Origin of the sequence: Providencia sp. PROV252 (assembly GCF_033676005.1) — a bacterium.
Classification (GTDB): Bacteria; Pseudomonadota; Gammaproteobacteria; order Enterobacterales; family Enterobacteriaceae; genus Providencia; species Providencia vermicola.
Window position 1 is genome coordinate 3,484,741 of record NZ_CP096294.1, and the last position, 20,710, is coordinate 3,505,450.

Annotated in this window: 17 protein-coding genes; 9 read left to right on the forward strand and 8 right to left on the reverse strand. The window is 41.7% G+C overall.

Going from position 1 to position 20,710, the window contains the following annotated elements; translation table 11 throughout:
* Positions 1 to 71 precede the first annotated feature (71 nt).
* From M1F05_RS16080 to M1F05_RS16090, 3 genes are all read right to left on the reverse strand, one after another.
* Positions 72 to 806: a vWA domain-containing protein gene (locus M1F05_RS16080; RefSeq protein WP_225819555.1), complete on the reverse strand. Its 735-nt coding sequence runs from the start codon at positions 804 to 806 to the stop codon at positions 72 to 74.
* Between the two features lie 181 nt (positions 807 to 987).
* Positions 988 to 1,890, reverse strand: coding sequence for a hypothetical protein (locus M1F05_RS16085; protein ID WP_206086833.1), 903 nt, complete (start codon positions 1,888 to 1,890; stop codon positions 988 to 990).
* Between the two features lie 230 nt (positions 1,891 to 2,120).
* Positions 2,121 to 3,047, reverse strand: a complete 927-nt coding sequence (locus M1F05_RS16090; protein WP_206086834.1) for a LysR family transcriptional regulator — start codon at positions 3,045 to 3,047, stop codon at positions 2,121 to 2,123.
* 145 nt (positions 3,048 to 3,192) lie between these two features.
* Here M1F05_RS16090 and M1F05_RS16095 point away from each other — a divergent pair, with 145 nt between their 5' ends.
* Complete coding sequence (locus M1F05_RS16095; protein ID WP_206086835.1) at positions 3,193 to 4,968, forward strand: adenine deaminase; 1,776 nt, start codon at positions 3,193 to 3,195, stop codon at positions 4,966 to 4,968.
* A gap of 32 nt (positions 4,969 to 5,000) precedes the next feature.
* Entirely contained in the window at positions 5,001 to 6,344 is a 1,344-nt protein-coding gene (locus tag M1F05_RS16100; protein WP_206086836.1) for an NCS2 family permease, read from the forward strand.
* Positions 6,345 to 6,399: 55 nt separating this feature from the next.
* Here the strand turns inward: M1F05_RS16100 and M1F05_RS16105 are convergent, their stop codons facing one another.
* The 3 genes from M1F05_RS16105 to mdlC form a co-directional block, all read right to left on the reverse strand.
* Entirely contained in the window at positions 6,400 to 6,804 is a 405-nt protein-coding gene (locus M1F05_RS16105) for a RidA family protein (protein ID WP_206086837.1), read from the reverse strand.
* 130 nt (positions 6,805 to 6,934) lie between these two features.
* The gene (locus tag M1F05_RS16110; RefSeq protein WP_206086838.1) at positions 6,935 to 7,696 is read right to left on the reverse strand and encodes an aminoglycoside adenylyltransferase family protein; all 762 of its coding nucleotides are present in this window, start codon (positions 7,694 to 7,696) and stop codon (positions 6,935 to 6,937) included.
* A gap of 126 nt (positions 7,697 to 7,822) precedes the next feature.
* Positions 7,823 to 9,451, reverse strand: coding sequence for a benzoylformate decarboxylase (mdlC, locus tag M1F05_RS16115; RefSeq protein ID WP_206086839.1), 1,629 nt, complete (start codon positions 9,449 to 9,451; stop codon positions 7,823 to 7,825).
* 853 nt (positions 9,452 to 10,304) lie between these two features.
* On the opposite strand from mdlC, the gene gltS reads away from it, so the two are divergent.
* From gltS to M1F05_RS16135, 4 genes are all read left to right on the forward strand, one after another.
* Entirely contained in the window at positions 10,305 to 11,510 is a 1,206-nt protein-coding gene (gene gltS, locus M1F05_RS16120) for a sodium/glutamate symporter (RefSeq protein WP_206086840.1), read from the forward strand.
* Positions 11,511 to 11,695: 185 nt separating this feature from the next.
* Positions 11,696 to 12,604 carry a LysR family transcriptional regulator gene (locus M1F05_RS16125; RefSeq protein WP_206086841.1) on the forward strand — a complete coding sequence of 303 codons (909 nt, stop codon included), beginning with the start codon at positions 11,696 to 11,698 and terminating at the stop codon, positions 12,602 to 12,604.
* A gap of 56 nt (positions 12,605 to 12,660) precedes the next feature.
* Entirely contained in the window at positions 12,661 to 13,902 is a 1,242-nt protein-coding gene (locus tag M1F05_RS16130; protein WP_206086843.1) for a D-amino acid dehydrogenase, read from the forward strand.
* A gap of 2 nt (positions 13,903 to 13,904) precedes the next feature.
* On the forward strand, positions 13,905 to 14,258 hold the full coding sequence (locus tag M1F05_RS16135; RefSeq protein WP_206086844.1) for a RidA family protein: 354 nt from the start codon (positions 13,905 to 13,907) through the stop codon (positions 14,256 to 14,258).
* 57 nt (positions 14,259 to 14,315) lie between these two features.
* Here the strand turns inward: M1F05_RS16135 and M1F05_RS16140 are convergent, their stop codons facing one another.
* Together M1F05_RS16140 and M1F05_RS16145 are read right to left on the reverse strand one after the other, a co-directional pair.
* Positions 14,316 to 15,329, reverse strand: a complete 1,014-nt coding sequence (locus M1F05_RS16140) for an XdhC family protein (RefSeq protein ID WP_206086845.1) — start codon at positions 15,327 to 15,329, stop codon at positions 14,316 to 14,318.
* 8 nt (positions 15,330 to 15,337) lie between these two features.
* A complete protein-coding gene (locus M1F05_RS16145; RefSeq protein ID WP_206086846.1) occupies positions 15,338 to 15,901 on the reverse strand; it encodes an NTP transferase domain-containing protein in 564 nt (187 codons plus the stop codon).
* A gap of 194 nt (positions 15,902 to 16,095) precedes the next feature.
* Between M1F05_RS16145 and M1F05_RS16150 the strand changes: the two genes are divergently transcribed.
* Genes M1F05_RS16150 through M1F05_RS16160 form a run of 3 tightly spaced genes read left to right on the forward strand, consistent with a single transcriptional unit; the run spans position 16,096 to position 20,671 of the window.
* Positions 16,096 to 18,891, forward strand: a complete 2,796-nt coding sequence (locus M1F05_RS16150) for a xanthine dehydrogenase family protein molybdopterin-binding subunit (protein ID WP_206086847.1) — start codon at positions 16,096 to 16,098, stop codon at positions 18,889 to 18,891.
* Entirely contained in the window at positions 18,888 to 19,439 is a 552-nt protein-coding gene (locus M1F05_RS16155) for a (2Fe-2S)-binding protein (protein ID WP_206086848.1), read from the forward strand. Before M1F05_RS16150 ends, M1F05_RS16155 begins: the two co-directional genes overlap by 4 nt.
* A complete protein-coding gene (locus M1F05_RS16160) occupies positions 19,436 to 20,671 on the forward strand; it encodes a cytochrome c (RefSeq protein WP_206086849.1) in 1,236 nt (411 codons plus the stop codon). The genes M1F05_RS16155 and M1F05_RS16160 overlap by 4 nt, the downstream gene beginning before the upstream one ends.
* Positions 20,672 to 20,710 lie beyond the last annotated feature (39 nt).

Here is a 20,710-nt window from a genome sequence, read left to right on the forward strand (position 1 = left end):
GCCTATCTCCTGCGGCTACTCATCCCTGATTCCCCATCCTTGATAAACTCCCTCTAGGCTTGGTTACCTTATTATTTTTTGCGTTCCTTCACATCAGCTTCAACTTCCTGTTTCCAATCCTCTGATATTGGTGCAGCTTGTTGCTTCGCTTCGACGGCTTTATTTACAGCGCGATACGCTTTATCGTACCCTTCACCGTCTTGTACATATCCCGTTGCATTCGAACTTTTAATACCAATATTTTCAGCTTCCGAAATCGCATCAATATTGGCACCTAAGAAAATAAAGTCCCATTTATCTTCTGTTTCTGCCGACTTAATCATGGCTTTAATTTTAGAAGATGAATATTTGCGGCTACTATTCTCTTGTCCGTCTGTAATAATGACAAAAAGAACATTATTGTTTTTGGTGATTTTTCTATTTTCACGCATTTTTTCGATGCCCTCACCAATAGCATCAAGTAATGCGGTATATCCACCAACAGGATAATCATTCAGCGTTAAGTTAGCCACTTTGCCAATTGGTTCACGATTATGCAATAAACTTGTTTTGTCATTAAATAAAATAGTCGTGATATAAGTTTTTGATTTTTTATCTTTGTTTTCAGCAAGTACGCTATTGTACCCACCAATAGTGTCCGACTCGAAACCAGACATCGAACCGCTTTTATCGAGAATAAAAACTAAATCTAATACTTCAGGATCTTGTTTCGTCTCAATCACAGTTTTACTGCTTGAAACCGAAGAAAACAGCAATAAAAATGCTGTTGATATGACGGTGAAAATTGATTGTTTAGATAGGTTCATCGCCGAGTTCCTTGGTGAGATTAATATGATTATTACCACACCAATGTCTCGTTTTATGACATTATTTCACATAAGATTACTCTGCTTGCTGAATAAGCATATTCTGAATTAAAAACAAACAAAATAGATTACCTTAAACACGCAACATTAAGGTAATCAACGAGAAATATCTATAATAAACTTAATTATTGGATTTTACCCATATACCATTTCCTCTAAGCATATTAACTTCTTGAATAAAATCGTTATATTTTATATTTTCCTCAACTGTATTATTGGTGGCACTCACAGCATGCTTATCGACTAACTCAATCGTTGCCTGATGAAATTCTTTATTTAATTTTTTATGAATATCAACATCATCTGTATTTTTCAACTGTTCAGTAAGCGCAACAAGTTGTTGCGCTTTTAATTGTACATTTTTATCATTAAATACAACTTTCGGTATGTCATAATTAAAAACCATATTAATAGAATTAATACCTTCGTCACCGAGCGTAGCTGGCATTAAATTTTGGTCATATTCATTAGCCATATACTTAACCAATTCAAGTTGGTCAAAACATTTAGATTTAATATTACCATCTGAGTTATCATCATAAAGTGTAATTGAATCAGGAAAAGCTTCTCCTATTGGGTAACTACATCTAAATAAATTAGTATCAATGATTACTGCATTAGCACTGCGGATCGGTAAATCTAGCTTATGACCATTAATAGTAATAGGGTAGCTTACAGGTTTAAAGCGGTCTGACTTTCCATCTACGGCATAAACCTCAGATAAGGTATAATAGATAAAATGATTTGGGTTAAGGATACCCCCAGAGTTATTTTCAAAAATCATAAACTCGGTCATTTCGCCTTTATCATTTTCTAAATGATGGACACCACTAGAGAGCATAATAACGCCACTTCCATTAGGTAAAATTTCATAGCGTTTCCCATCAACTTTAAACCAAATATTACTGGTACTTGGGTTGCTATAATAAAACTTACCTTTACTTCCAATGGCATCAAAATCGTCACAAGCTGAAAGTAGTAACAACGAAACCGTTAAGCAGCTGAATCTCAGGAGTGTTTTCATTAAATATTCTCAATAGACTGAGCATTATAGTAATATATTTAAAATCAATTGGTTATATTTTATAATATTAAACATCTACTAAAATGCATTTTTATTCATCTATACGATTTAAATATAAATAGACAAAAATAACTTTACGTTAAATGCTTTAATCTTGAGTGTGTACTGAGTTATGTTTTTATAATAATAAATAGCGTTACACTCAATAAGAAAAAAGTGTAATAATTTCGTTACCCTCTCTTATCCTTTAATGCATTTAAAATCACCTGAAAAATAGACTCTATCATTGGTGTCTCCGCTGCATTATTGCGAATTAACGCTACAGTTCGAGCAAGTTCAGGTTGTTGTAGTTGCAGTACTTTTAGTTCAGGGTCACGTAAATTGACGGTATACAGTTGAGGCAAAATCGCAATGGCTAATTTTGATCGTACCAAACCATACAGCGTTTCAATATAATCCACTTGATAGCGTGGATTTAGTTTCAATCGATGACTTTCAATTGTTGCAGTCACCAACCGCTGGATATTTCCTTTTGAAAAAACAGCGATATCACGACCATTAAGTAATTTCCAAGGTAAATGAAATTCATTACTAGCCAATACATCATCGGAATGAATTACCGCTACAAATGGGTCATCTTGTAGAGGGAAAATACGTAAGTCTTGTGGAACAAAGCTATCAATGACCCCTATCCCAAAATCTATTTCATGATTAACCAATTGGTTTACCAGCGAATCATTGGTTTGGTCATAAAATTCAATTTTTAACCTCGGAAAATGTTGGCTTAATAATTCAGGCACCGCAGGAAACAATAATGAACTCACTGAAGGAACAAGGCCAATCCGTAGTGTGCCATCGCCCCCCTCTTCGATAATTTTTTGAATTTCACTAAATGCGCGATGGGAAACACTCAATATCTGTTGAGCATGAGGCAAAATAGCAATCCCTAATTCTGTTAAAGAGACGGATGAAGCCGTTCGGTTGATCAATTTCCCGCCTAAAACAGACTCGATTTGCCGTATCGCGCTACTCAACGCAGGCTGACTGACAGATAAGCGGCTTGCCGTTTCTGTGAAATGACGTAACTTTGCCAACGTGACAAAATACTGAAGTTGCTTAAGCGTGAGCGCGGGCAAGCGTTGCCAAGGTTCAGTCATAGCGGCCTATTATTAAATTGATTAAATATTCCTGAAGTATTCATCGCATTATAACCTTTTCTTATGAACTGATAAATTTTATCATCTTGGCAAACGTTTGCGTTGCTCATAAAGTAACTGTCATAAATTATAGGGATGGTGTCTTATGTGCAAAAAAGAGCAAAGTCGACGTCACGTCGTTCAGTCTGCAAAAGGGGATATTCCTTTTGACCTTTTACTGACCAATGCCAATATCATTGATATGGTCACGGGGGAAATTCGCCCCGCGGATATCGGGATCACGGGTAATCTTATCGCTAGCGTTCATCCAACAGGTACACGTACAGATGCAAAAGAGACTCATAATTTATCTGGCTATTTTATCTCTCCAGGGTTGATTGACACACACGTGCATTTAGAAAGTTCCCATTTGCCTCCTGTACGCTACGCAGAAATTGTCTTAACACAAGGCACGACAACCGTCTTTTGGGATCCCCATGAGCTTGCTAATGTATTAGGCCTTGACGGTGTACGTTATGCCATTGATGCTAGTCGAAATTTACCACTGGATGTCATGGTCGCCGCACCGTCTTCAGTGCCTTCCACTCCCGGATTAGAAATGTCAGGTGCCGATTTCGAAGGCGAAGAGATGTCGACTATGCTGAGCTGGCCAGAAGTCCACGGCGTCGCTGAAGTCATGGACATGTTTGGTGTGCTTCATGGCAGTGAACGCATGGAAGAAATCTTAGAAGCGGGATTACGCTCAGGGAAATTGATTGAAGGGCATGCCCGCGGGCTAAAAGGGGCGGATTTACAAGCCTATCTTGCAGCAGGTGTCACATCTGATCATGAGCTGACGTCAGCGGAAGATGCCCTCGAAAAATTACGCGCAGGGCTCACTCTCGAAATTCGCGGTTCACACCCTTACCTGTTACCCGACATTGTCACCACGTTGAAATCACTGCCCCATTTATCTTCACAAATTACCGTGTGCACGGATGATGTACCACCCGATATGTTATTGGAAAAAGGCGGTATTATTGCGCTACTTAACTTATTAATTGAACACGGAATGCCCGTGACTGATGCACTACGCTTTGCGACACTGAATGGCGCAATCCGTTTACAACGTAATGACTTAGGTTTAATTGCTGCAGGTCGAAAAGCCAACTTGGTGACTTTTGATTCACTACAAACATTAAAAGCCCATTCAGTGTATGTTGCAGGCCAAAAAATTGCCGAAAAGGGTAAGCTACTCACCACTATCCATTCACCAAGTGATGTTTTACCTCCTCGTGAAACGATGCGACTTTCCCCGATTACTGCCGATGATTGCCAACTTAGAATTGATGGAGTCAATAACGGTACGGCGCGTTTACGCCATATTCAAGGCGCCCGTTTTACCCAATGGGGGGAAGTTGATGTAGAAATTAATGAGGGTGTTGTCCAGCTTCCTGATAATTTTAGCCTTATTAGAGTTCAACACCGCCATGCACGCCATGAATCAAAGCCCCAAATCGCGCTACTAGCAGGTTGGGGAGAGCTCCGCGGAGCCATAGCAACAAGTTACTCCCATGATTCCCATAACCTTGTTGCATTAGGCCGTGATCCACAAGATATGGCCATTGCATGTAACTTACTAATTGAAAGCGGCGGTGGTATGGCATTAGTGCAAAATGGCAAAGTCTTAGCCCATGTTGCGATGCCAATTGCGGGAATGTTATCAGACCTCCCAGCTCCTGAGCTTGCAGCACAATTTCGACAACTCCGTGATTTAAGCAGTGAAATTGCGGATTGGGAGCCACCTTACCGTGTATTTAAAGCGATTGAAGGCACTTGTCTTGCGTGTAATGCAGGGCCGCACTTAACCGATTTAGGGCTCACCGATGGCACAACGCGCCAAATTGTTGATGCAGTTATCCACCGTAATGAACATGCATAACGTAATTAAAATAATAAAAGGAGAGCCAACTCATGGCTGACAATTCAATTAATAAGCCAGTATCAGGGAATTGGCTTGAAAAACGCTTTGCCTTGCGTGAACGCGGCAGTTCAGTCAAAACGGAATGTTTAGCGGGGATCACAGGTTTTTTGGCTGCGGCTTACCTTCTTGTAGTGATCCCTGGGTTACTGGCTGCGGGCGGGATGGATAAAGGCGCTGCAACCACTGGCACTATTATTGTGTTCGTACTCGCGAGCTTATTAATGGCTTTTTATGCGAATTTACCTTTTATTGTCGGCCCTGGAATTGGCGGTTCAGTCTTAGTCGGGATCACCCTTGCTGGCAGTGAAGGCATTGATTGGCAAATCGGTTTAGGTATCGCTTGTTGGTCGGGTATTTTATTTTTCCTGCTCACTAAGTTTGGCTTGCGTGAGGTCGTGACGCGCTCTGTACCGCAATCCATAAAGCTTGGGCTTACCGCATCAATAGGCTTGTTTGTCGCGATATTAGGCTTTCGTAATGCAGGGTTAGTCCTTGCTAACCCAAAAACAAATGCACTGATGTTAGGGGATTTTTTGTCGCCTGGAGCCCTAGTTGCACTTGCAGGATTTTTTGTCGCCATAGCCTTGCAAGCTCGTAAAATTCCAGGCGGTATTTTGTGGGCCATCTTATTTGCCACCCTTTTAGGTATCCCTTTTGGTGTGACAAAACTACCTGAAAGCTTTATTGGCGTGCCACATTCTGTTGCCCCAGTATTAGGCCAAGTGGACTTAATTGGCGCCTTGAATATTGCCTTTTTACCGTTCTTATTTGTCTTTTTTGCCGCCGAATTCTTTTCCACAATGGGCACCACCTTAGCCGTCGGCGGGGAAGCGGGTTTATTAGATAAAGAAGGCAATATGCCTAATATTAACCGCCCGTTTATTGTGGACTCCATTGCGGCAGCATTAGGGCCATGGGTAGGAATTCCTGCAGCAACAGCATTAATTGAATCATCCGCTGCCGCAGAAGCGGGTGGCAAAACAGGGATGACTGCGCTGGCCGCTGCAATTATGTTTTTATTGATGCTACTATTTACCCCAATCGCATTAATGATCCCTGCGCAAGCCACTGCACCAGCCCTGATTTTAATCGGCTTAAATATGTTCAGCGGATTACGGAAAGTCGATTTAGCTAACTTTACCGACGGATTGCCTGTATTAATGATGGTAATGATTACGTTAATCGCCAATAGTTTCGGGACAGGCATTGCTGGTGGGCTGCTATTTTACATTTTAATTAAAGCCGTTGCAGGGCAATGGCGAGAAATTCCAATTAGTTTGTGGATACTTGCAGTTCCGTTAGTTTACTACTTCTCAACGCTCGTTAAACACTAATAAGCTGTGATATGAAAAAGCTGATTTGATTATCGGCTTTTTCAATTTTTTCGGGTTAATTTAAGACCGCATGGGCTTCAATTTCAATTAGCCACTCAGGTAATGAAAGTCCTGTAACAATAATCCAAGAAGAAGCGGGTGGTGCATCACCAAACTTTTCTTTTAATGCCTTAGCGATGTCTAATTGTTCTTCGTGGCTATTCGCCCCATCTTTAATGTAAATACGCAAAACAGTCACATTCGATAAGTTTCCCCCCACCTCACGCAGCACATGTTCGATATTTACCAGTGACTGAACAGTTTGTTCATAAATTCCCCCCGCCACTGTTTCTTGATTAGCGTTTACGCCCACTTGGCCTGATAAAAATAATTGGCGAGTTCCCGTTGTTTCTATTGCTTGGCTAAAGCCATACTGCAAAGAATTAAAGACAGTTGTAGGGTTAATTGATTTTTTTTCCACGTTTTTGTTCCCTCGTTAATCAAACAGCAAAGCAGTATAAATCATGTATTTTTTAGATTCTTTAAACATCCAACAAACAGGGTTTTAATCGCACTTAAAGAGCACCAAAACACACATCGATTGAGCTCATCTAAGAACAAGTACGAATACATTCAGCTAAATAATCAACACACGGCTTAATGCCCTCTGTTTGGTCTGCCCAGTCAGTAGAAGCCCCCGTTAAATAGTCATTTTTGGCCATTATAATTATTGAGGATAACGCCGTAGGCATTAAATCTATTGCCCAATTGGCAGCCCCATCCTTTGAAATAAATAACCCTGTCTTCATGGTGTACCACATTCGCACAAGGGTGAGTAACACATTGCGTTCATCCCCCTTCAAAGATAACAGTAAGTTAGGAAGAGCATCTAATATCGCTTTTCGTATATCAGGCTGGCCTATCATGGGTAAACTGTGCATTTCCTTATGCCATAAAGCGACCGCATCTTGTGCAGCTTGCGCTAACATCAATGTAAATTCAGGGTCTTGGGTTTGCCCTTCAAATACCCCTTGTTCATACTCTGTGCGTAACCACTCCCCGTACATTAATTCACATTTTGCTGGGGAAGAAAGCATGTTTAATTCACTTGATAAAAACACGGCAACTTCAAGTGGTCGGCGCCCTTCTGGATCAATCGGGTATAAGCCAGAAATCGCCATTAGCCCTCGCACAAGCTGTTCACGGCATATCTCTGTCAGCGGCTTGTCAACCACAACAAGTAAATCAATATCACTCGTTGGTCTTAGGCCACCCGAAACAGCCGATCCATGCAGATAAACTGCAATTAATGAATCAGATAAATATTTTTGCAAAATAGCTAAAGCGAGCTTTGCTTGAGGATGGGGCGTCATAAATATCGAGTCCTGTCTAACTTTATTAAATAAACATCATAATTTATCGACTCTATCTATTCCTTGAATAAAACATAGATAAAAAAATAGCCCCTAACGAGGAGCTATCCAATAAAGTCACTAACATTAAATGAGTGGTGGAATTGAAGGCAAAATAGGGACTTCAATTACCGTCGGCCCATTACGCTTAAACGCCTCTTCACACGTTTTTTTCACATCCTCCACCGTTTCAGCTCTCACCGCAGTGCAACCATACCCCTTACCTAAAGCCACAATATCTAAGTTTGGAATATCAAGCCCTGGCACGCCTGGGGTCTCTTCCAATACCGCAAATGATTTTAAAATTGCATATTCATTGTTTTTCACAATGATAAACACAATTGGTAAATTCTGCTGCGCTGCACTCCATAAACCTTGAATAGAGTACTGCATGGAGCCATCTCCAATAATGGCCATCACTGGGCGATGACGCCCACTATCCCTTTCTGCTAATGCAATCCCCACACTTGCAGGTAAATTCCAACCTAATGAACCGCTTGCAAATGTATAAAATGAATCAGGGGATTCAATTGGCCATTCACGATGAAGCTCACCTAGGTTTGAAGGTGATTCTTCTACTAAGACAGTCTCTTTCGGTGAAACTTCCCTTAACGTGCGAAATAACTCTGTTGCACTCAATATTGAGCTCTGGCTCGTTTGTTCAGGTGCTGCTGGGTGCGGCGCCAAACCATGAGGCTGTTTCACCACACTGTTTGATGCAGCACGCGGTGCAACTAAGTTGATTAACCCTTCTAGAGCAAGCACCGCATCACTTAATAAGCTATCGCCAACAGGGGCTCTCCCAGCTTCTATGGGGTCATCCGTGATATGCAATAATCGCAACTTTTCAGGAATATAACTCCCTGCAACATAAGGGTAATATCTAAATACTGGCGCACCAATAACAATGGCTAAGTCATGTCCTTCCAGTTTTTCAGATAATGGTTTAGTCGCAAAAGGTAACCCGCCTGCATATAACGGGTGCGTCTCAGGGAATGGCGGGCGTTCAGAAGCAGGCGCCGCCCACACGGGGACATTTAATTTCTCTGCAAGCTTAATGCCGATATCCCACCCTTGCCCTCGAGCAATGGCGGAACCATAAATTAGCACGGGATTCTTTGCATTAGATAACGCAGTGGCAAACTCTTGTAATCGAACAGGATCATAACCAATACGCTGTGGCACTGAACGAACGACTGCCTCTTGTGCTAATGCAGGTTTGTCCCAATCATCCAGCGGGATTGACAAAAATACGGGCCCTGCAGGCGGTTGCAGCGCCATCGCATAAGCGCGCATAAAAGCCGCGGGGACATCTTCTGCACGTACTGGCTGATAGCTCCATTTTACCCACGGTTTCGGTAAGGTTTCTGGCTCAATATTGGTAAGCCAAGGTTCCATTAATAACATTTCTCGCGTTTGGTTCCCCGCTGTAATGATTAATGGCGTGCGGTTCATATATGCCGTCAAAATATTACTCATGGCGTTGCTTAAACCTGCAGAAGTATGTACGTTGACCATTGCAACCTTACGCATTCCTTGAGCATAACCATCAGCGGCAGCGACAGCGGAGGCTTCTTGCAAGGTTTGGATATAACGAAAATCACTTGGGAAATCTTTCAAGAATGTTTCTTCTGTTGAACCTGGGTTCCCAAAAACGGTTGTAATATCCAACTTACGTAATAAATCAAAGGTGACTTGGCGGATCGTTTTTTGCATTTAAAACACTCCATAAAACAATATTAAAAACACCTAATAAAAAAGAAATTTTGAATTAAAGATATGCTTTTAGATTTGCACACCACTGCATAATTAAACAACCTAAATATAACCTAACCTATTGTAATTAGGCCATCATAGCAAACAATTGACTGACGAGATATCCGAGTAAATTTGACTTTTATATGGGTTTAAAATAATTTAAATAATAATAATCTTATAAAAACAATCTATTAATAAACAAGCCAAATTCGATAGCCTTAATAAGATGGTAAAATAAACCAAATATAAGCCTGAAACAAAATTATCAAATAACGTTTGTTTATTATATTTGTACTTATTCCATTTAAAAGTAACCATCCACAATTTATCATCGATAAAAGATTGATGTGTATTACTTAAAATCAAGAGGTTAATAAAATACCTGACACTTAATTGTCGATGGTTTTTTAGACGACGCTTTCGACAAAATTTGCACAATGCATCAAAAATAGATTATGTGCCCCATATTCCACTCCTACCTGTCTATTTTCTTTTATGTTGTACATCACATTTCTTATAATTACTTATGCTGCATGGCGTTCAGGTACATCCGTTTAAATTTCATTGTTATATCGCCACCTTCAAATAAATAAGTTCTTTGGAAACCTGCTATTCACGCTACTTCTCGCGATTTTCGCTTAATAAATACCATATTTTCATCCTGCCTAATACACAGCCTAGAGTTAACTAAAGGTTATAGATACCCAAACAAAACTCATTATTAAACAAAGGTTGCGCAAAGTAGCTTAATTTATCATTAATGTTAAATAACGATAAAAGAAGCTCTGGTAAGCTTATTTGAGGTAAAATAATGATTTTAGATGCCAGCTACACATTATTAGTCGCTTGTTTAGCGCTATTGATTGGGATGTTTGTTGTTAAATACACGCCCTTTTTACAGAAAAACCATATTCCTGAAGCCGTTGTTGGCGGTTTTATTGTGGCCATTATTTTATTGATTATCGATAAAACTGCAGGGTATTCTTTTACTTTCGATGCATCCTTACAAAGTATTCTGATGATCACCTTCTTCTCATCCATTGGGTTAAGTTCGGATTTTTCACGATTAATAAAAGGCGGCAAGCCACTGGTATTATTAACTATCGCCGTCACCATTTTAATTGCAATTCAAAATACTGTGGGTATGGGCATGGCAGTCATGCTAAATGAGAGCCCATTTATTGGCTTAATAGCGGGTTCAATCACCTTAACGGGTGGCCACGGAAACGCGGGGGCTTGGGGGCCAGTATTAGCCGATAAATATGGTGTTACAGGTGCCGTTGAATTAGCGATGGCATGTGCTACTTTAGGTTTAGTATTGGGTGGTTTAATTGGTGGTCCAGTAGCTCGCCATTTATTGAAAAAAGTGACAATCCCAAAAGCCACTGAATTAGAAAAAGAAACGATTGTTGAAGCATTTGAACAACCTAGCGTTAAACGTAAAATCAATGCCAACAATGTCATTGAAACTATCTCAATGCTGATTATCTGTATTGTTGTTGGTGGGTATATTAGTGCCTTATTCAAAGATACAGTTCTGCAATTACCGACCTTCGTTTGGTGTTTATTTGTCGGTATTATCATCCGAAATGTATTAACGCATGTATTTAAACATGAAGTGTTTGAGCCTACCGTTGATGTTCTTGGTAGCGTTGCCTTGTCATTATTCTTAGCGATGGCATTGATGTCTTTAAAATTCGGTCAATTAGCCAGCATGGCAGGCCCTGTTTTATTAATTATTGCTGTGCAAACTGTAGTTATGGTGCTGTTCGCCTGCTTTGTGACCTTTAAGATGATGGGCAAAGACTATGATGCGGTAGTGATTAGCGCGGGACATTGTGGATTCGGTATGGGGGCAACGCCTACTGCTATTGCAAATATGCAAACCGTCACAAAAGCATTTAGCCCGTCCCATAAAGCTTTCTTAGTCGTGCCAATGGTGGGGGCATTTATCGTGGATATTTCAAACAGTATCTTAATTAAAATATTCATCGAAATAGGTACCTATTTCGCCTAACCTACTTTATAAAGTGCCAGTTTATAACCAAAAGATATAGACTGGCATTTTCCTTTCTCGTTAAAGTATCTCCTTATGCAAAAAATTCTTTTCTCGTATCCCATCACAAAATGACGACCGCATCGGATTAAATAGGATTAATTCGGTAAAATACCTTGATAAACAAAAATGGTAGGTTTCATAGCATGAAATTACGGCATCTTGATATATTTTACGCAGTCATGACTTGTGGTTCTTTAACACGAGCGGCAGAAGTCCTTCATATTTCTCAACCCGCGGCGAGTAAAGCGTTAAAACATGCAGAGCAGCAGCTTGGATTGGTTTTATTTCAACGAATTAGAGGAAAACTAATCCCTACAGATGAAGCGAATTTATTGTTTGAAGAGGCAAAAGAAGTTTATCAAAATTTAGATAAGCTCAGAATTTTAGCACAAAATTTATCCCGTAATCCGCAAGGTAAATTAGCTATCGGCTGTTTGCCAAGCCTAGGGTTAAACCTAGTACCCGAAGTCACCGCCCTGTTTATTAAAAAACACCCCAATATAAAACTCACGATTGGAACCCACCACACAACAGATATTCTGCAATTATTAACACAGCAAGATTTGGACATTGGTATTGGCTTTAATCTTGAAATCGAAGGGGGGATTACTGTGCTGCCAATTGCTGATATTCCCTTAGTCTATGTTGACAGTCAGCCACCATTACACACCCCCGTTTCCTTAGTTGATATTGACCAAGAACGTTGGATCCATCCTGGCTCTGATTCATTGTCTCAGCTTTTACAAAAGCGTCATCAATTCGCTGAATCAAATATCAGCGTACACACTTACCATATGGCTGCCGAGTTTGTTCAAGCAGGGTTAGGTTGCAGCATTACGGATATTTTCTCAGCAGAACACACACTACCAGAATCGATGATCTATCCGTTAAAAGAAGGACTGCGATTAGCGGTTTCTGTTTTTCACCGTGCAGATAAACCATTAACCAAAGCCGCACAAAATTACGTCAATACATTAGCGTTAACTCTCGAAAAAAGGAATAAAGTCGTTAACCAAAAGTTATACTCTGGTAATGAAAACTCAATTGTTTAGTTAGCCTATTCGCCGTTAAATATTCATTCCTACATTATTATAGGTTGTGGAATATTATGGCTAAACATGTGGTGATTATTGGAGCGGGTGTGATTGGGTTAAGCACCGCATACGCGTTAATTAAAGCGGGTCAAACCGTCACCTTGCTTGAATCTGATTCAGATGTCGGAATGCAAACCAGCTTTGCTAACGGTGGGCAGCTGAGTTACCGCTATGTTTCGCCACTTGCCGATTCTGGCGTTCCCTTACAAGGGCTGCGCTGGATGGGGAAAAACGACTCCCCGTTGAATCTGAAAATAACCCCATCAATTCAGCAATGGTCATGGTTAGCGCAATTTACCCTAGCGTGTAACCGTAAAACCAATAAAATCAATGGTGCACATATTCTGCGCTTATCACTATTAAGCCAAAACATAATGAATATGTGGCGGAAAAATGGTGATATCGCTGACTTTGCTTGGGAAAAATCAGGGAAATTAATTATTCATCGCGATAAAAAAAGCTTTCAAAAAGCGTGTGAAACGGCTGATAGTCAATTTCAAAAAATCTTAACGCCCGCTGAAATTACTGAGTTAGAACCCTCTCTAAAACATATCCAATCACAGCTCGTTGGCGCAATTTATGCCCCTGATGATGAAAGTGCCGATTGTTATTTATTTTGCAAAAACGTGCTGCAATATTTAAACACGCAGCCACAGTTTACTCTCTGCTTGCAACGTAGTGTCAAATCCTTTACCCAACACAATAATTGCATTACTGGAATAGTCACTCACCAGGGAAATATTCAGGCTGATGAGGTTATTGTTTGTGCTGGCAACGGCAGCCGAGAATTACTTAAACCGCTGGGAATTGATGTCCCTATGTTAGGTTTAAAGGGATATAGCCTTAGTGTTGAATATCCTCAAGCTGAGCATTGTGTGCCCAAAATTAATGTGACGGATTATGGTAATAAAATTGTTTATGCCAAATTAAACGACCAACTGCGCATCGCTGCCATGGTCGATATTGGTTATGATGATTCAGGGCTGCGCGATAACCGCGTGAATGCCTTAAAGGACATTGTGAAAAAAACGTTTCCACATTTACCTAAAGTGGATGATGCCCCTGCATGGTATGGGTTACGGCCATCAACACCAAAGGGCCCACCACTATTAGGAAAAACTACCTATAAAAACCTTTGGTTAAATATTGGCCATGGTAGTTTAGGGTTTACTCTAGCTGCGGGCAGTGCAGAAATATTAAGTCAATTGATTACGACAAAAACATCCCCCATTTCTCTTGCAGGATTAACGAGGTAAATATGAGTATTAAACGAAATAATCCAAAGCCACGCCTAGCAGACAGTGTTGAGTTTGGTGGCCTTGTGTACTTATCTGGCCAAGTTCCTAGCGATTTAACGGGTGACATTACACAACAGACTCAAGACGTTCTTGATAAAATTGATGCATTATTAGCAGCAAGTCAAAGCGATAAAACGTGCATTTTATCCGCTCAAGTTTGGATTAAAAATATGCATCGGGACTTTGCTGCATTTAATGCGGTTTGGGAAAGCTGGATGCCTGTTGAGCACAGCCCAGCACGTGCAGCTGTTGAAGCGAATATGGCGCGGGAACAAGTACTTGTAGAAATCATGGTGACTGCTGTACAACGATAACATCAGATATCATTAAAGACAGGGCGATAAACTGGCCGCCCTATCTTAAACTTTAACTTATTGATTTACCGCCGATAAATGATTTTTTATTTGTTTATCGTTCTGGCCTTTCACACCATTTTTGTATGCGACAATGTCTGCCATTATCGCTAACGCAATTTCAGGCGGCGTTTTGCTACCAATTGGAATACCAATAGGCGCGTGAATACGGTCGATTTCCGCCAATGACATTCCGCCAGCGCCCAATAACCGTTCACGTCGACGTGCACTTGTGCGGCTTGACCCCATTGCACCAATATAAAACGCAGGGGTATTCACAGCCTCCATCAATGTTAGGTCATCAATACGAGGATCATGTGTTAAAGAAACAATGGCCGTATTTGGCGTACAACTTTGGGACTCTAAATAACGGGCAGGAAATAATTTAATCACCTCAAACTGGCTAGAAAGCTGCCCAGAAAAACGCCCTAATTCATCCTCACGGTGCTCGCAAATGATCACTTCGAACCCCAATGTTGCCGCAAAACTTGCACAATAAATCCCAACATTCGAGATCCCTGCAATAATTAACCGTGGTGGTGCGGCAATATAAAATTGAATGTCATCACCAACACGCTCTATTTGGGTTGGAATCTGTTGATTATTGGCTGTACTGATTTCACCGCGTTGGGGCAAGATGATTTTTTTATTAATTGCGGTATATCCTAATAGTGCTTGATGTATTTCAGTGAGATAACTAACACTTTCGTCACTCTTAGGTAAATATTCAATTAAAACATCTAAACTACCATCACAAGGCAAATTCACTTTCGCCTCTAATCCACCGCGACCATAGCGAACAATTTGACTACCATTTAGGTATTTCGCATCTTGAATACGCTGAATAAAATCTTCCTCAATACAACCACCTGACAAAGAACCAACATACTGGCCATCCGCTTTTGCGACAAGGAGCGACCCTGGGCTGCGAGGAGAAGAACCATACGTACTCAGCACAGTACACAACCAAATGGGCTCTTCTTTTATCCAAGAAAGGGCTTGAGAGATAACAAAAACATCTTCACGCAGCATACTTGCTCCTATTCATTATCAACTATTGGATAATCAATATCTTTAATAACACTTTCATCATTTATCTCTAATTCATAAACAAAATTGTGACGTAATATTGATTTTGCCCCATCATCCCCTGCTAATTTAATTAATTCTGAATAATACTTTGCAGATATTCCCACTGGATGACCAGGCAATCCACCATATACAGGTCTAACGAGCGAATGGTGATTGAGGTTATTGGCAACACAGAGGAGTAGACTGCTACTTATATAAGGCATATCCGCTAATTGAATTAACCAACCATCTAAATAAGATGTATTTTTAATGCCCAACGCTATAGATTCGCCTAATCCATCACTATCTAACAATGAGAATGGAATATTATATTGTAAGCAACTGTGAATAACCCCCTCATTATCAGGCCTGGTTACAACATGAACAGCAAGCTTGCTATCCATTGAATTTAAAAGTGTTTTTTCAAAAACAGTTTGTTCACCTAATAGAAGATTCAATTTACTGCCTTTTCCACCTGCATTTTTAAAACGCTGGCTGCGACCAGCTGCTAATATTAATATGCCAATATTCATAATTGTAATTATTCAGACGTATATTTATTTATGCTCTAATAAATAAGGGATATTCAATAAGATAACAAGTTATTGTTAATAGTAGCTTGCCAACCATTCACAATTAGACAATATTTGAATCAGTATGTAATAATTTTCAGAGTAATGATAAATAAAACAATATAGATGTAATATAATAAGTGTAAGGGTTTATTATGAGCAAAAGCAATGTCGAACTCTCCCGCAGACACTTTCTAAAATGTGCCGTTGTTGCTGGAATTTCAGTGTATCTCGCCCCTTTATATAGCCGCGCTTTTGATGTGCTATTTGAGGAAAAAATTCTTCAGTCCCCAGACTGGAACCCCGTTGATAAGCGAATAAAATTTCGTATTGATGCCTTTTCTAAAGTGCAAGGTGAAAAAGTTTTCGCCAGAGACATCCGAGCACGGGATATTCCCCACTGGCCAAAACAACAAGGCCACGCATTTTTACTCAGAGTGACCCAAGCGGACAAAATTTACCAAGGTTTTAACCTCGATAGGCTCAGCGATGGCTTGATGCCAGACCGCATTGTGACGGCAAGTGACTTAGAAAAAGACGGTGTTGCTTTCCCTGAGTTTTACGGAGAAGACTTGCTTCTTCCCGAAGGGAAAACCCCTGCCTATTTAGGCCAAGCTGTGGCACTGCTCATTTACCATGACTTTGCAAAATTCCGCTTTGCCAAAGAAACGCTTAAATTCCACGATGATATTATTCAATATGGTGCATTTACAGGGCCATTAGAACGTGACCCTTGGGGCACCTATCGTGGAGTACGTATTGGAAGTGAAAACCCTTACGACCCAGATATTTATTCCAGTATGAAAGACATGCCGATATCACCCATTGGGATGAAAAAACATCTTCCCGTATGGCCTGAAGGCCGTGAAGGTGGAAAACTGGATGAAGAAGGTATGTTTTTTGCCGATGCGCTAGCCAAACAATTGGAAAATCCCCCTGAAGACTGGTTAGTCATTAAACGCAAATATTCAACTCAATCCATTGATACCGCTGCATTAGAGCCTGATAATGCCAATGGTTGGTATGATGCAAAAACGCAATCATTCCACCTTGTGATCCCAACTCAGTCACCACAAGAAGTGGCGGCATCGTTGCCTGAAATGCTGGCTAAATCAACGTTCCCAATTAAGCAAATATTCCTACATCCTTGTTTTACAGTGGGTTATGGTTCAAAAGACCACGCCCCATTCCCTTATTATGGCGCCATGGCAACACTATATGGCGATGGCGTACCTATTCGTCTAGCTAATGACCGCTATGAGCAATTCCAATCCAGTATCAAGCGCCACGCTTTCGACATGGATTACACATTAGCCGTCAACAAGAAAACACATAAAATTGAAGCTCTCAGCGCCTCATTTATTGGTGATGGCGGTGGACGCTGTAACTTTACACCATCCGTTGTGATGGTTGGTGCCACGGGAGCACAGGCGATTTATTATATTCCTCGTAGTGACCTTTCTGCAGTTGGCATTGCATCACGAGCGGTCGATGCTGGCTCTGCTCGAGGTTACGGCACACTGCAAGCCATGGCTGCTACCGATATGTTAATGGAGGAAGCTGCGAAGCTGCTCAAGGCTGACCCCATTGAATTTCGCCTAAACAATCTAATCAAATCAGGGATGAAAAATACCCAAGGGGCAATCCCGGGCGGCGCGATCCGTGCCGATGAAGTATTAACGCGCTGCGCAGCTCACCCGATGTGGACCGAAAGGGCCAAACGCAAAGCCGATTACGAAGCCAAAAATAGTGGGAAATTTTTTGGTACAGGGATTTCCTGTGTGCAAAAAGACTTTGGGACAGGCGCGGAATCGTCATTTGCTCGTGTAGAGCTAACGCGAGAAGGCAAAATTGCCATCTACCATAGTGGGGCTGAAATGGGAACGGGCATGTCTACCTCTCAAGCCGTTGTATGCGCAAAATGGCTTGGAAAACCCGCTGAACTTGCTCACTTTTCTGTAGCTGACTGGTCGATTTTGCCTATGATATCAACGGGTAACCCGTTTGCCATGGCACAGGAAGAACAAGACCGCTTAGCGCAAAACCCACTCTGGACGCCAAATTATTGCTCACCGTCAAGTGCCAGTAATTCCGCATACTACTTTACCCACAGTACAGAAGAAGCGGCTCGACTCGTGTTCGAACATGGACTGTGGCCAGCTGCAATGTCAATTTGGCAAGAGGGCATTGGCGGAGGGCAAGCCGCACCATTAGTTGTACGCCGCGAAGATGCACGCTGGGTTGCTGAAGGGCTAACTGCCGATGGATTAGAGGTGTTAAGTTTACAGCGATTAATCGATCGCACCTTTGAAATGGGGGGTGTGACAGGTGCAGTTAGCCACGTATTTAACCGCTGGCAATGGGCTGAAGCCGATTTTAGCATTCAAGGCGAAATGCGCCGCTTACCCGTCGATGGGCTCGCGTTGCGTTTTGCTGAAAAGGATTACCAAGTCTGTCATCGTGAAAAAGCCTATTACCCTGATACGCAAAGAAATAACGCAGGTGTAACCTACTACAGTGCAGTAGCGACTGTCACAGAATTGTCCATTGATAAAGCCACGGGGCAAGTTGAATTACTTGACCATCACACCGTTGTGGAATGCGGTAATTTAATCGTTCCACAACTGGTTTCAGGGCAAATCCAAGGTGGTCTCGCAATGGGTATCGGTCATGCCCTCCATGAATATTTACCTCTGTATGAAGACGGCCCTGGTAATGGAACATGGAACTTCAACCGTTACCATCTTCCACTCGCCAGTGACGTTGCAGTTTGGCAGCAGACCAGTGAAATCCTACCAGGACTCTCAGAAACCGATCCCCCAAAAGGGGTTGCTGAGGTAGTGATGATCCCTGTGGTTTCATCTATCGTCAATGCTATCGCCGATGCAACTGGCCACCATTTCTTGCACCTCCCTGTGCGAGCTAAAGACATTCAAGAGGTATTATCATGAGCTTAAATTTCCTTCCGCTGACATTAACCATTAATGGTCAATCTTATGGGCCAATGGATGTACCTGAAGGCCTCATGATGATTGATTTCCTTCATGAATATGTTGATTTAACGGGTTCACGTCTAGGTTGTGGTCAAGGTATTTGCCACGCCTGCGTGGTGATCTTAGACCACCCTTCAGGTACCAGTGAAGAGATCCGCACCTGCATCACAGGCGCTCACTTTTTTAACAACAAAAGCATTCGTACCATTGAGGGGGCTGCAACTAAAGCGGAAAATGGGGATGTGAAATTATCCCCTGTGCAACAAGCTTTTATTGAGCATTTTAGCTTCCAGTGTGGCTATTGCACTCCTGGTTTTGTCAATGCAGCAACCGTTTTTATTGAGGAACTTCAACGTAACCCAATTAAAGAGGAAGAATTAGAGGAAGCCATTAAGCAGGCTCTGAACAACCATATTTGCCGTTGTACAGGCTACGTTCGTTATTATGATGCGGTGCGAGAAGTTGTTCTTGCTACTCCTGGGCTTATCAAGGAGGCAATCAAATGATCAAAAAAATCATTTTATGGCTGATTGCGATAATTATCGTCGTTTGGGCTGTACTTTACTGGTATGAAAGCCGTACATTGGATGGCCCCGCTCAAAAAGTGACCTCAACTCCCCAAGAAATTGAACGAGGTCGCTACCTGACCCTCGCTAGCGACTGCGCAGCTTGCCATACCAGCACTAACGGCGCACCACTTGCGGGCGGATTTCCCCTTGATACGCCTTTTGGTACCATCTATAGCAGCAACTTGACCCCTTCTGCAGATTTTGGGATTGGCCGCTGGACAAAAGATCAGTTTTATAAGGCGCTTACTCAAGGGATCTCACCGCCGAGTAAACACCTTTACCCTGCGATGCCATATACCTCCTACAAAGGTATAACCCGAGAAGACTCCGATGCAATTTACAGCTACTTGATGAGCCGCCCAGCAGTGGATGTTGCACCACCCGAAAACTCATTGCCTTTCCCGCTAAATCAGCGCATGGCAATGATTGGTTGGAACCTGCTATTTTTTAACGATAAACCGCTTCCAGACAGCTCTCAAGGCAGCTCTCCTGAATGGCAACGTGGAAAATATTTAGTTAACGTATTGGAACACTGCTCTGAATGCCACACGCCAAGGGGAGCTTTAGGTGAAATGGATTTGGACAACTATATGAAAGGTGGTGCATTAGGGCGCTTTATCGCACCTGACATTACGCCAGAGGCGCTCGCTGCACGTGGCTGGACAAAACAGGATTTACAGCAATTTTTCATGACGGGTATCGCCCCACAAGGTTCAGCCTATAGTGATATGCACCCTGTGATTTACCTGAGTTCACAGCATTTAACTCCTGAAGATAATAGCGCAATCGCCACTTATCTGATGGGCGACAACCCACCGACCACATTGCCACTAAAAATGGGCGAAGGTAACCCACAAGGCCGACAAGTGTATTTAGAAACTTGTTCTGGCTGCCACGCTTACGATGGTGGCGGTAAACCGAATGTGGCCGTTGCGATGAAAGGCAATTCAACATTACGTGATGTAGACAGTACCAATCTGATTAATGCTATTTTGGATGGTTTACCAGAACAACAATTTCCGAATAATCAAAGCCTACAAAGCATGCCAGGTTTTGCGAATAAGCTGAGCGACCAACAAATCAGCGAATTAGTCAATTTTCTACGTGTTGAATGGGGTGGTCAACCTGCTGATGTAACGCCAGAACACGTTAAAGCCTTACGTCAATAACCTAAAAAAGCCAGACTAACAAAATGAACCGGTCAGTCT